Origin of the sequence: Ligilactobacillus hohenheimensis (assembly GCF_947381805.1) — a bacterium.
Taxonomy (GTDB): domain Bacteria; phylum Bacillota; class Bacilli; order Lactobacillales; family Lactobacillaceae; genus Ligilactobacillus; species Ligilactobacillus hohenheimensis.
In genome coordinates, this window is the sequence record NZ_CANCXC010000004.1 from 15,042 (window position 1) to 28,479 (window position 13,438).

Here is a 13,438-nt window from a genome sequence, read left to right on the forward strand (position 1 = left end):
TTAGTGTTATTACTTTTATTCTACCATACTTAAACGACCGGCCGGGACTGAACCGTCAGCTGGGCGCCTGCCAGATCCAGGGTGTAGCTGGCCCGCTCGTTTCCCCGGACGGTCATTCCCATGTCAGTGGCGTACACCACGAGGCCAAGCTGGTGGCCCGCTTTTAACCGGTAAAACATGGGCTGGAGGGTAAACGTAACCGGGTAGGTAGTGCCTGCGACCAGCTCGTCGGTTTGCCAGAGGTTGGTCCGGTTTTGGAGGTTCCGGTGGCCCTTGGTAATCATCTTAAACGGCGTCTCTTTCTTTGCGAGTTTAAACTCAACGAGGTCTTCCTCGCGGAGGTGGAACCCGTGATCAATTCCCCGGCGTTTAAGCACGGTCGGGGTGGCGTTAAACCGGCGGGCGGCCCCGTAATCCACCAGCATGACGCTGACTAATCCGTGGTCAAGGGTGGTTGCTAAGGGAAGGGTCACCTGGGGTTGCCCTTCAAGAAACACATCGTGATCCAGTGGCTGGGTCTTAAAGACGAGCCGGTTGGAGGTCATGGCCGTTGGTTTGTCCGTCAATAGGGCGGTGGTCCATCCCGGAATATCGACCCGGTAATGGTCAAAGTCAGCGGTAGCAAGGTGGTCGTTGTAGGATAATTGCCCCGTAGCGGGAGCGGCAGCCAGCGTATGCTCCGGGGTAGGGAAGTAGGTCGTTTGGGAACAGTCTGTTCCGCCCCAGTCGGAAAAGGCATGCCACGTTTCTTCCTGCGTGTTGTCCTGCACTAACACATCAGGGAGGGCAGTTTCTGCCCCGTTATTAACGCCGTAGAGTTTGTGTGTCAGCCACAGGTTCATCATGGCGCTGAAATCCAGCGACTGGAAGTTATTGATGTAAATGTGCTGGCCCTGGTGCAGGATGAGTTTTTGCTTAACCGGTAATTCCTTGAGCCCGTTCCACAGGTTAAAGACGTTGCGGAGCTTAACGTTCCAGTCGTTCAGCCCGTGAACCATCACGATGTCGGCGGTGACGTTATGCAGGTCGTTGAGGTAATTCCGGGCGTCCCAGAAGGCGTTGTAGGTTCCTCCTTCTCGGTCCATTTCCCGGGAAATATTTTGCAGGGCGGTCTCAAATTGGGGCTTGATACGGTGGAAATCGGCAGCCTGCTTGGTTCGGCTAAAGCACTCGGTAGCAAGTACGTCCGCATCCTCGCCGGGAAAACCGCCCGGAGCGATGGCGAGTCCGCCGTCGCGGTAGTAGTCGTACCAGTTCGAGATGGCAGCTTCACTGATGATTGTTTTTAGGTTGGGAACGCCCGTTGTTGCACAGGCGGTGGCGAGTGTCCCCAGGTATGATTTTCCGGTCATGGCGACGTTGCCATTACTCCACCACGCTTGAATGGCGGCGGTGGCGGCGTGGTCGGTAAATGCGGTTCGTTTTCCGCCCAGCCATTCAATGACGCTGGTTGCTGCCAGTGTTTCAGCGGCGGAGCCACACGTCCGGAGTCCGTCCGAATCGCGGGTCCCGATTCCGGCGGAGTAAACGACTGCAAAGCCCCGGGTGAGGAGGTATTCGTTCAGGGTGTACGCGAATTCACCGGTAAACGAGGCGGCCGCTGTTTTGGTAATAGCGCGGACCGGCCGTGCCGTGGGAACCGGGGTGTCTTCTGGGTGGGCGTGTGGTTGCGGGGCGTGGTCGGGCGTCCTGCGTTTCAACGGGACGTCCACGTTGTGGGTCAGGTGCTCCCCCAGCTGATCGTTGGTTCCTTCGTTGTACGGGGAGGCGGTGTAAACAACTGGGACCCGCAACCCAGCAGTGGTTTCTGCGGGGCGAATAATTTCTGTGCGGAGCAGATCACGCTGGCCGTCGTGGTCCGTATCAAGTGGGGCCTCGACGTAAACGACTTCCCGGATTACCTTTGCCGGGTCGAACACGGGCATGGCCTTGCCGTTAAAGATAACGGGCTTTTGGCTAGCGGGGAGCGAATAAAACGGCGCAAAGTACCCCCGGGTTGCGAGGACGTCGATGAACGGCTGCCCCGTTGGTGTTTGGGTAACCAGAAAATCGTACCAGCATTCAAGGAGGTCGGCTGTATCCTGGAGCTCTTCGTGGAAGGGTAACCCAAGGGTCTTCATTTTCGCGAGTGGTTGTGCCGCATCAAAGTCGGTGCCTGGTTCAAACCCGAGCAGCTGCAGGGCAACCAGGTAAAAACTGGTGGGGGTGACGGCAGCGTGGGCCACGTATTCCGGGACGGCCTCTTCGGGAGTTGCCAGTAAGCCAGCAACCATTTGCTGCTTCATGGCCAGGGTGTGGGCCTCCGGGAAAGCTCGTCCGAGTAAGTCCACCCATAACTCGGTGGGAGTCAACTTTAAGTTTTCATCATCGATAAACCGAATCGTTGCGAGTTCCTGGCGTTGTTGTTGGCGGGAAGCGGTAATCCGCCCGAACTGGTTAAGTTTCATGGCAATTCCTTTCTGGGGCAGGCCCCCAATTCAAGGTGACGGTTAATAATTGCGTTTATTATAGCAGGCTTCGGGACAAAATTACCGGTTTACCGTCAAAATCAGTATAATTAAGCGTAGATTATATTGTTACGGTGGCATGATGAAGAAGGAGTAGTGGGGAAATGGAGTACCTTGGAGTCCTGTGCATTATTTTGTTGGCAACGGCTGCCGCCGGCCACCTGAGCCGGCGGTGGGGCATTCCGGCGGTAATCGGGCAATTAATGGTAGGAATTATTGTGGGCCCCGCCTGTTTAGGAATCGTAAAGTCAACCGCGTTCGTGCACACGTTTGCCGAAATTGGGGTGATTATCCTGATGTTTATCGCGGGGTTAGAAAGTGACTTGGGCCTTCTCAAACGGTTCTTTAAGCCGGCCTTGGCGGTTGCAGTATGCGGGGTCGTTCTCCCCGTAGGCCTGTTTTACCTCCTAGGATTGTCCTTCCACTTCAGCCAGGAGGAGGCCATCTTCTTAGGAGTGCTCTTTGCCGCTACGTCCGTCAGCATTTCCGTGGAGGTGCTCAAGGAACTCAAGCGGCTGGATTCGACGGAGGGAACGACGATTCTGGGGGCGGCGGTGATTGACGACATCATTGCCGTTTTACTGCTAAGTGTCCTGGTTAGCTGTTTTAGTGACGTTTCCAAGGCCGACGGGGGGCACGTGCAGTCTAACTTGTGGTTGGGGTTGCTCTTCCAGGTGGTGTACTTTATTGGGATTTTCTTCCTCGTGAAGTGGATTGCGCCGTTGTTGATGCACCTCGGCGAACGGCTGAGTGTGTCAGCTTCTGTGGTGTTAATGTCCCTGGTCATTTGTTTAGGGATGGCGTACCTGGCAGAGCTGGCCGGATTAAGCGACGTGGTTGGTGCGTTCTTTGCGGGGGTCGCGGTGGCCCAGACGCCGTATAAGCAGGAGATTGATTCGAGCATTGAGCCGATTGGATACGCGGTGTTTATCCCCGTCTTCTTCGTTAGCATCGGATTAAACATGACCTTTGATGGCTTCTGGGAAAACCTGTTTTTCGTGGTAATTATGACGCTATTGGCCCTCGTTACCAAGTGGATCGGGTGCGGTGCCGGGGCCCGGTTGCTAGGAATGAGTGTGTCGGCCGCAAACGTCATTGGTGCGGGAATGGTTTCCCGGGGAGAAATGGCGCTAATCATCGCGCAGGTTGGCTACGCGGCGCACCTGCTTTCGGAGCGGTTTTATTCCAGCGTAATTATGGTAATCATTCTAACAACGCTCGTTACCCCGTTTATCCTGAAGAATGCAATCCGGCGGCAGAAAAGGACAGCCAAGTAGTGTGGGTTTGCAGCGGGGTTAAATCGTGGTACGATTACGCTATCGGTAAACAGTAATAATTATTATTTATAAGGAGGCGGCCGGCAATGATCGAAGAGGCGTTAGCCCTTCTACGGCAGAACCACTACAAGGTAACGAAGCAGCGGCGGGCGCTGTTGACGTATTTAAGTCAGTTTGAGCAGCAGTACGTTGACGTGACGGCGGTTGATGAGTACATGCACCGCCTGTTTCCCGGGATGAGTCACAATACGATTTACCGCAACATTAAGGAATTTAGTGAGCTGGGAATCATTGAAACGCAAACGCGGGTTCATGGAATGTGCGTTAAGTACCAGTGCGATTTTAAGCATACCCACCACCACCACTTCATTTGCCGGCAGTGCGGGCGGGTGATTGAGGTTGAGGTATGCCCGGCGGACCTGATCGGGGACCAGCTCCCGGGGTGTCAGCTGGAAGGCCACCGCTTTGAGGTATATGGTTTATGTGCCCAGTGTGCGCACCGGGCTGACAAATCTTAATAAAAGTTTGTCACCCTCCGCGCGATTTTGTAGTAGGATAGAGAAAATCAATGAAATGGAGGGGTTGAACATGGCATACAGACCAGCACCGTTTATTACCCCGTTTGCGGTTTTATCAGCAGTCCTTGCGCTTGGCGCGACGAACGTTGTGGTGAACCGGGCGACGGGAACGGTTGAGGGTAAACCACGGCAGGAACAGGTTAGTTCTACGCCGGCCCCGGTAAAGAGTGAAAAACCGGCGGCAACGCCATCACACGATAAAGACCGGGAGGATAATTCCCAGGCTCCAACCCAACAGCAGGAGAATAATAACCAACAGGCGAATGACCAGCAGAATAATGACCAGCAAAATAACGCCGGCAACCAGGGTAACGCCGAGAAGAACGAGCAGGGTGGTGACCGGACGTACCACATGAACACCAATGATGAACAAAACGGCACGAACGGTGCAAACGGCGCCCAGCAACAGGAAAATGACCAACAGGGCGCAGCCAACCAACAGGCCGGGAATTAGGGAGGTCTGGTAGATGTTTAATTTCTTAAGTATCATCAGTAGCTACCTTGGCTACATTAACGTGAACGTTAAGTTAAAGAACCGGATTTACACGGTCTTAGGGGCCCTCGGGAACCTGTACCTGTTATACGTTGCGCTCCGGTTCTTTGCGAACGGCTTTTACTTCCGGGGATTCCTGTTTATCCTTGCATTTGCGGTAGCGGCGTACTTCTCGTACCTGAACATTCTGTACTACTTCACGAAGGACAAGAAGTCCCGCTATGATATTTCCCCGGTAATTGAGCGGTGGCTACACATTGCGCCGCCGGAAGCAGCGGAAGAAGGGGAGATGCGGCGGAGCGCCGGTCCACAGCCAGGTTACATTCAAACCAACGGGCTGTTTGACGATGATCAGGAATTTTTACCGGCAGTGATTACCGCTTCCTCCCGGGAACGGGCTAATATTCAGCAGGTCGTCAGTGACCTTGAACGGAAGGGCTACCTGCAGCTGGATTACGCCGGAAAGTCCAACCAGGAAATTTACCGGAGCGGGAAGCGCCAGGCAGCGTTAAGTGCGCCGGTAACCTTGCCGTACTACGAGCTTGTTCAGACGGGAAAATACCTCGAAGTCTACGGGGGCGTTAACCAGATGGAACGGTTGCCACTCGGCCGGGTGAAGACGGTGGGTCTTTTACCAGCAGCCGAAGCAATGGCGCGGTACCACCTGTACCTGGCATCCGCGGCAATTATTAAGGGGCCGTACAAGTTTGCGGGTCGCTCCGACGTGGTTGTCCAGGCGCGCGACTTTGACCTGGACATTAAGGTGGCCTACCGCGAACGGGGAGCACACCCCCAGCATGCGGCCGCTGGTGTGGAAACCGGGGAAGGACTGCACCGGACACAGGCCCGGGAAATGGAAGCGGAAGAACAGGCTACTCACCAAACTTCCCGGCGTGCTGCCACGGCAGAGGATGAACCGCCTCTCCGCCGGCGGCAGGCCCAGCAGAAGCATTCCGGATTTCGTGATTTTTGGAAATAACGACTAACTAATAAAACTCCGTGAATTAACCGGTAATCCGGTCCGTTCACGGAGTTTTTGTCATGATGAGTTAGTGTTAATCGGCGATAAATTGATGGAGCCGCCCCGCAATTTCCGGGGAAACCTCCGCGGTAATCCGCGTGCCGTCCTCCTCGTAATCAGTCTTAATGATGGTGGCGTGCTCGTTGAGAAGTTCTAGGAACCGCCCCTGATCAAATGGAATTAGGTAGGTGTGCTGCTCATTGTCCTTGAACAGCTCCTTTTTAATTGCGGTAATCAGGGTGCGAAGTGATTCTTCGTCCCGGGCGCTGTAGGTCAACTGTTGTCCCGTTAGGAGAGGATAGGGTTGCCCCGTTTTATCCGCCTTATTGTACGCGTAAATCATTGGGATGTTGGTAACGCCAATCTCTTTTAGGGTGCGCTCGGTGGTTTTTACCATTTCGGGCGCATGCGGATCGGACGCGTCAATCACCTGAACGAGCAAGTCGGCCTGCGCCGCTTCGGCAAGCGTACTCCGGAAGGCCTTCACGAGCTGGTGGGGCAGTTTGCTGACAAACCCGACGGTATCGCTGAGAAGGATTTCCTTGTTGTCGGCAAACTTAAGCCGCCGCACCGCCGTATCAAGCGTCGCAAACAGCATGTCCTTCGTAAAGACCTTCTTAACCGCCCCCTCGTTATCAACGAGGTTCAAAAGACCGTTCATGGTCGTGGATTTACCGGCGTTCGTGTATCCCACGAGGGCCACGCTCTTGAGTCCTGAGTTATCACGGAGCTTCCGTTTCACCTGCTGTTCCTTAGCAATGTCCTTGAGCTCCTTATTAAGGGCGCTAATCCGTTTTTCAATAACCCGCCGGTCCATTTCGTGCTGGGTTTCCCCGGACCCCCGGTTACTCATGCCCCCGGCAGACTGCTGGTCGAGTTTTTCGGCGCCAGCGGTGTGCAACCGGGGAAGCTGGTACTGAAGTTGGGCAATCTTAACCTGAATCTTAGCTTCGCGGGTGTGTGCCCGGGAGGCGAAGATGGCCAGGATTAGGGCGGTCCGGTCCATAACGGTCATGTGGGTAATGTCCTCAAGGTTCCGGATCTGGGTAGGCGTGAGCTCATCGTTGACCACCAGAGTAGCTGCCTCCAGTGCGGTGCCAGCCCGGCCAATTTCTTCCGCCTTACCAGAGCCAAAGTAGGTGGCTGCAACTGGTTTTTCTAATTTTTGCCGCACGTCCCCGACCACCTGCATGTTGTTTGCAGCTGCCAGTTTTCCCAGTTCGTCCATCGTATATTCAAAGTCCGTTTGTTCGTTCTCAATCCCGCAAATAATCACGGGTTCGGGAGGGGTATCCAACACACTTTCCATCCAATCTCACCTCGTTTATTCAATCACCGTCATTATACACCCCGGACGGCCGGTAATTAGTATTCCTGATCGTCCCGGTAGTGGTCGTAGTATGCAACCTGGATGTTATTCGGTGAAACGGTCAGCTTGGTAACTGAGCCGTTTAACGGGCGCTCCTTGACAATGTCGATTTCCGGGGCGTACCGGTGAACGATGCTCCGGATACACGTTCCGTGACTGACGAGCAGGACGCGGTCGCCATCATGGTGGTTTTGCCGGAGCAGGTCAAAGCCGGCATCGACGCGTTCCCAAAACTCGGCGTCGCTTTCGCTATCGTGAAACGGATCAACGGCCTTCATCATGTCGCGCGATTTTTCCAGGGAAAACTTCGTAATGAGTTCCTCAAACGTCTTGCAGCCGTGCGGCATTCCGACCATGATCCACGTGTTGGCGGAATCTTGTCCCTCAAAGTAGCCGTAGCACTGCTCTCGGAAGTAGTGGAGTGCGGTCGGGGGGTCAAACTGCGGGGTGGCCTGGTTTTCGTCCATGATGATCTTGCAGGTCCAGGCCGTGCGGGTCATGTCACTGTGGTAGACGCGGTCAAAGTTGACCTGGGCAAGGTGCCGCCCCGCCTTGTGGGCGTCCGCAATCCCCTTGGCGGTTAACGGGGAGTCGCACCAGCCCTGCATCCGCCGGTACTTGTTGAGTTGGGTTTGGCCGTGTCGAACCATGTAGACTGAGAATGTCATTGAATCGCCTTCCTTACTGTGTGGTGGTTGGGTTAAGTATAGCATAAGGTGCGGAGCCACGGCCTTATCCCCATAACGGTAATCAGACGAAGGGCGCGGAACGCGGCCAAGGAAGATTGCGTTATGGGGGTAAAAGGGCGTGAGCGGAGCCCGATTAAGGGAAGGTGCGGAGCCGGACCACCGGGCAAATAAATTAAGGCGTGACGCAGAGCGGTAAAGCCGGTCAAGGAGGGGCTTATTATTTGCGCATGGGTGGTCCGAGCGAAGCCTGATTAAGACAAGAACGTGAGCGGAGCCCGATTAGGAAGGTGTGGTAAACAAAAAGATAACGGTCACCGCACTGCCGATGACCGTTATCTTTTTATTGTTTAATCCTGCTCTACCAACCGCTTGATTCCGCGCACGTCCGCGGGGTTCCCCGAGAAGATGATGTGATCACCCAGTTGCAGGCGGGTGTTACCGTGAGGGGCAATGGCCCGCTTTACCCGGAAAATCCGGGAAATCGTAATGTCGTTGATGAACGGCAGGTAACGGATTTCCATGCCGTCAAAGATTGAATTATTGACAACCACTTCGTAGAGGCGAGCGTCCGGGCTGGTAATGAGCTTCAGCGTTGACGGACTGGTAATGAGGGAACGCAGGCTTCCAACATTGAAGTCAAACATGCTGTAGAATTCAATGCCCAACCGCTGGAGCGTTTCCTCGTGGGTACTGAGCGGGTCACGGCTTTCAAACCGGGTGATGACCCGCTTAACGCCGTACTCTTTGGCGGCCACGGCAAGCCGGTAGTTAACGTTGCTATCGCCGTGGCAAAGGACCAGCACGTCGGTGTCAAAGACCTGGCTGGCAATTAAGTCCGCCGGTTCCAGCGAATCCAGGAGTGTTAGGTTAGCTTCCGAATTATACGTGGAGTAGTTGCGGGCGATGTTGGTGTACAGCTGGGTGTCGTACCAGTCGCTTTCCAGCTGTTGGCTGGCCGCAACGGTAACCAGCCCTACGCCGATGATGTGGACCGTTGTTTTGTGGTTGTCTTCTGGAGCGGGGTGGTATCCACGGTTGAAGAGCAGTGGACACACAACGCACGTGAGGATTGCTGCCAGCAAGAAGGCGCCGGACTGGGCCGTGGTAATGGCATGCAGCTCCTGGGCAACTTCCAGGGCGGCCAGGATCAGCGTGATGGTGGTCCCCGACAGCACCGCGCCCATCAGGGAATTGGCCCGGTTAAACCGCAGCCGCAACCCGAAGTAAACGGGGAGTTTTGCCAGCAGGAAAGCGCCGAAGATGACGGCAATCATGATGAGCACATTGGGGCTGGTCAGGAGGGCTGGGATGTTGAGCTTGACCCCGGTGAGGATGAAGAACACCGGGATGAAGAACCCGTAGCCGATGGAATCCAGCTTGTGGAGGGTTTCCCGCTTGGGTTCAAGGAGCTTGACCACGATACCGGCAACGAACGCCCCCAGAATGTTTTCGGCGCCGGTGGCCTCCGCAATGACCACGAGGGTGACGATGACGAAGAACGCCAGGCGCATGTCAACCTGAGTCGTCGGCTTGTTTATCCGGTCAAAGAACGTGAAGAACGACTTGAACCGGCGGAAAAGAATGGCCCCGGCGATGAAAAGCAGCGAAATAAGCCACAGGCTGGAACCCTTGCCGGCGTACAAGGCAGCGTACACCGTCAGGGCTAACATCGGAACAACTTCTCCTAGAACCGCGATCAACAGGATGGTTTGGCCGTACGGCTTACTGAGGAGGCTGTTTTCCTTTAGGAGGGAAATGACTAACCCCAGGGCGATGGTGGCCAGCAGAATTGTTGCTAGCCAGATGTCGCCAAAGAGGCCGGTGACCTTAAAGATCAGGGCGAGGGCAAAGGATGTGACCACACACAGGGTGTACGCAATCACGGCGGTTAAAACGGGCGAGAGTTGTTTGGGCTGCTGGCGGGCGACCTTTTTTTCAAGCGGTGTCCGCGGCTCGCGGTTCCGTTGGAAAAGGGAGAAATCGATTTCCATTCCGCTCAAGAACAGCAGGAGGATGACCCCCAGGGTGGAGAGGTCGCTGAGTAGGCTATTAATGTGGATTACGTTCAGGCAACTCTGGCCCAGGATAATCCCCACGATGATTTCCGCCACGGAGGTGGGAATGATGCTGAGTTTAAACCGCGAGAGCAACATGGGGGTTGCAAATGCGGCCAGGGCAACAATAACAAGCGATAAATTCATAGGTGAACCTCTTTCAATCTCTTAGTGACTTTTACGAACACGTTGGATTAGGTGGGTAAGGGCTGGAGTCCCGGCAAACACCGCGATAATCCCCAGAAAAACAACGGTGAAGTGGTGCTGGACAAACGGAATCCGGCCGAAGAAGTAGCCGATGCCGGAACACAGCGCCGTCCAGAGAAACACGCCCCAGAAGTTGTACCAGCTAAACCGGCGGTAGTCCATCCCGCTCGTTCCGAGAACCAGCGGAAGAAATGAGCGAATCACCGGAACAAAGCGGCCGAAGATGACCGTTTTGCCGCCGTGCCTGTGCAGGAACTGCTGGGTTTGGCGCCGTTTTTGGTATGAAACCATGCGCTGGAACCACGGGCGGTCGCCCACCAAGCGGCCCAGGGTGAAGTTAACCGTATCACCGAAGAGGGCCGCACAGAAGAAGAGGGGGACGAGAAGCCGGATATCGAGTGCCGGTGAAAGGGCGGCCAGTGAGCTGGTTAAAAAGACCAGCGATTCACCCGGAAGGAACGCCAGAAACACCAGGCCGGTTTCCATAAAGACCATGACAAATAACACCACGTATATCCACCCGCCTAGTGCGTGCACTGCGGGAAGCAGATACTGATCAAAGTGCAGTAAAACGTGGATTAATTCGGTCACAAGAACCCCTCCCCTCAAGGTTACTGTTGGTGAATATGATAGCAAATTTTATTTTCAAAGGGGAGCATAACCTCTTTGGGCGGGGGAAGTTGGTCGCCCCTCCGAAAGGTGATAGAATGACATTATTTGGCTAGTAGGGAGTGAAGTGGAATGGCAGAAAAGGATGTGCGTCAGCAAGAACAATGTCGGATGGATACCGTCGTGGAGAAAATCCATGCGGCTGAAGACGTCCGGCGGCAGGAAATCGACCGGGCCAAGCAGGAGCAGCGAATCGTTGATGCGGATTTTAAGAAGAACGTCCGCGTCAAGGTGTCGACGTATTCTGGGATGATGGATACCGCCATGGCGGTGCGCCAGCAAAACCAGCTTCTCCAAGAGCGGGAAAATGCCCGGGAACACGCCCAGCACGAACTAACAATCTTGGAAAAATTAGCGGAACACCCCTACTTTGCCCGGATTGATTTTCAGGAGGAGGGTGAACCCAAGCCGGAGACCATCTACATTGGACTCGCCTCCTTTGCGGAAACGCCGGACCACTTTCTGATTTATGACTGGCGGGCGCCGGTTGCCAACCTCTACTACGACGGTGGACTCGGGGAAGTGACCTACCAAACACCGGTGGGCGAGCAACGGGCGACGGTGACGTTAAAGCGCCAGTTTAACGTTGAACACGGCAAAATTACCGCGGTCTTTGACACGGACGAAGCGGTTGGGGATCAGATGCTGCTGACGGCTCTTCAGGGACATTCGGGCACTAAAATGAAGGGCATCGTCACGACGATCCAGCACGAGCAAAACCGGATTATCCGCAATACCACGGCGGACCTCCTCTTTGTCCAGGGGGCTGCAGGTTCCGGGAAAACGTCGGCGGTGCTCCAGCGGGTTGCTTACCTGTTGTACCGGTATCGGGGGAAGATTACGTCCAAGCAAATTGTGCTGTTTTCACCCAATCAGCTTTTTAACGACTACGTTGACCGGGTTCTTCCGGAGATGGGCGAGCACAACATGGAACAGCTGACGTACTACCAGGCGCTCCAACGGCGGGTGCCCCACTTACAGGTTGAAACGCTGCAGGAGCGGTTTACCGCGCAAGATGATTCCGTAACGCTACGGGTAAACCGCCTAAAGGAGAGCCTGCAGTTTATGCGGGCCTTACACGAATATGCGACCCTACTAGAACGGGGCGGGATGCAGTTTACCGGGTTGTGTCTGGACGGAAAGGAAATCTTTTCCCGGGAAATAATCGCGCAGATTTACTACGGCTTTAACGAAAACTACCATCTCCGCAACCGACTGATTGCCACGAAGGAGGAGCTCCTCCGGCGGCTGCAGCGGAAGATTAAGCGGACGGCGAAGACCGATGCGGTCCAAAAGGCGGTCCAGGGACTCAATCAAGATGCGTTAAATGCTTTGTACGGGGATCATCCCCGGGACTTCGCGGACGGGGACGCTGAGTTTAAGTTCTTGACGGAAGCGTACGTGACCCAGCAATTTGCGGCGGTGGCGGATGACATCCGGAATAACCGGTTCATCGAGGCGACTGCCCAGTACGTTAATTTCCTGGGAAATGTTCCGCGGTTGGTTGACCTGCAGGAATGGCACCTGTCACCGACAGAGTGGATGCAGGCGGGGAGCCGGACCATCGCGGCCTTTCAGCACCAGCACATTGCCCTTGCAGACGCGACCCCGTACCTGGACTTATACGACCTAATCACGGGGCGGCACGGGATGCGGAAGATGCGCCATGTCCTGATTGACGAAATTCAGGACTACACGCCGTACCAGTTGGCGTACCTGAAGGAGTTGTACCCGCGGGCGAAGTTTACCATGCTGGGCGACCTTAACCAGTCAATCCTCACGCACGAAAACAGCCGGACCCTCCTCGAACAGTTGCGGCCCCTCTTTGATCCGGAAAAAACCCAGGTGGTCCAACTAACGCGGTCCTACCGCTCAACCAAACAACTGACGGACTTTACGCGGGAATTGCTGGTTGACGGGGAAAAGATCGAGGCGTTTGACCGGGAAGGCCCCGTTCCTGAAATGGTAGTCGGACAAGACCGGGGTACCCTGGTTAACCAGGCAGCCGCCACCCTCCGCCAGAACCACGAGCGGCAGGAGACAACGGCGGTGATTACCCGGACACTAAAGGAGGCCCAGTGGTTAGCGGCCCAGCTCAAACAGGCGGGGGTAACCACGACCGTTATTAAAACGGAGAACCAGCGGCTGGTTGCCGGACCAATCATTGTACCGGCGTACCTAGCGAAGGGGTTGGAGTTTGACGCGGTCATTATGTGGGATGCGAGTGCGGCTAATTACCATGACGAAGCGGACCGTCAGCTGGTATACACAATCTGTTCACGGGCGATGCACCGGCTGATGATTACGGTGACGGGGACCCCGAGCTCATTATTTGACCGGGTGGATCCAAGTCTGTATAAGGTTTGCTCGGATTAGACATAGTTGATGTTTACAAAATACGGGGAATTAATCCTGGTTAGTGGTGTTTACTAACCAGGATATTTTTATGTAATGGGGGGTGCTCATAAAATGAAAGTGGGTGAATGATTGGATAAAACTAAATCAATCCACAAAAAAGATGCAATTAATTTCAATTAAATTATTCACAAAAAGGTGGGGGAGGGGGTAAAATGA

Annotated in this window: 10 protein-coding genes; 5 read left to right on the plus strand and 5 right to left on the minus strand. The window is 54.8% G+C overall.

The annotated features are described in order from the left end of the window. Positions 1 to 29: 29 nt before the first annotated feature. Positions 30 to 2,447 (minus strand): Xaa-Pro dipeptidyl-peptidase, encoded by a 2,418-nt coding sequence (locus QOR60_RS05680; protein WP_283582404.1) that lies wholly within the window; start codon positions 2,445 to 2,447, stop codon positions 30 to 32. A 164-nt stretch (positions 2,448 to 2,611) separates the two neighbouring features. Between QOR60_RS05680 and QOR60_RS05685 the strand changes: the two genes are divergently transcribed. The 4 genes from QOR60_RS05685 (at position 2,612) to QOR60_RS05700 (ending at position 5,834) form a co-directional block, all read left to right on the plus strand. Next, entirely contained in the window at positions 2,612 to 3,784 is a 1,173-nt protein-coding gene (locus QOR60_RS05685) for a cation:proton antiporter (protein WP_283582405.1), read from the plus strand. 86 nt (positions 3,785 to 3,870) lie between these two features. Continuing rightward, entirely contained in the window at positions 3,871 to 4,302 is a 432-nt protein-coding gene (locus QOR60_RS05690) for a Fur family transcriptional regulator (RefSeq protein ID WP_283582406.1), read from the plus strand. A gap of 70 nt (positions 4,303 to 4,372) precedes the next feature. After that, a complete protein-coding gene (locus QOR60_RS05695) occupies positions 4,373 to 4,816 on the plus strand; it encodes a hypothetical protein (protein ID WP_283582407.1) in 444 nt (147 codons plus the stop codon). Positions 4,817 to 4,829: 13 nt separating this feature from the next. Continuing rightward, positions 4,830 to 5,834 carry a DUF6681 family protein gene (locus QOR60_RS05700; RefSeq protein ID WP_283582408.1) on the plus strand — a complete coding sequence of 335 codons (1,005 nt, stop codon included), beginning with the start codon at positions 4,830 to 4,832 and terminating at the stop codon, positions 5,832 to 5,834. Between the two features lie 76 nt (positions 5,835 to 5,910). On the opposite strand, the gene hflX is transcribed toward QOR60_RS05700, so the two are convergent. From hflX to QOR60_RS05720, 4 genes are all read right to left on the minus strand, one after another. Next, positions 5,911 to 7,185 (minus strand): GTPase HflX, encoded by a 1,275-nt coding sequence (hflX, locus tag QOR60_RS05705; RefSeq protein ID WP_283582409.1) that lies wholly within the window; start codon positions 7,183 to 7,185, stop codon positions 5,911 to 5,913. A 56-nt stretch (positions 7,186 to 7,241) separates the two neighbouring features. After that, a complete protein-coding gene (locus tag QOR60_RS05710; protein WP_283582410.1) occupies positions 7,242 to 7,913 on the minus strand; it encodes a histidine phosphatase family protein in 672 nt (223 codons plus the stop codon). 368 nt (positions 7,914 to 8,281) lie between these two features. Further along, positions 8,282 to 10,135, minus strand: coding sequence for a monovalent cation:proton antiporter family protein (locus QOR60_RS05715; protein WP_283582411.1), 1,854 nt, complete (start codon positions 10,133 to 10,135; stop codon positions 8,282 to 8,284). Positions 10,136 to 10,156: 21 nt separating this feature from the next. Then, positions 10,157 to 10,786 carry a VTT domain-containing protein gene (locus tag QOR60_RS05720; RefSeq protein WP_283582412.1) on the minus strand — a complete coding sequence of 210 codons (630 nt, stop codon included), beginning with the start codon at positions 10,784 to 10,786 and terminating at the stop codon, positions 10,157 to 10,159. Positions 10,787 to 10,936: 150 nt separating this feature from the next. On the opposite strand from QOR60_RS05720, the gene helD reads away from it, so the two are divergent. Continuing rightward, a complete protein-coding gene (gene helD, locus QOR60_RS05725; protein ID WP_283582413.1) occupies positions 10,937 to 13,240 on the plus strand; it encodes an RNA polymerase recycling motor HelD in 2,304 nt (767 codons plus the stop codon). Positions 13,241 to 13,438: the final 198 nt, after the last annotated feature.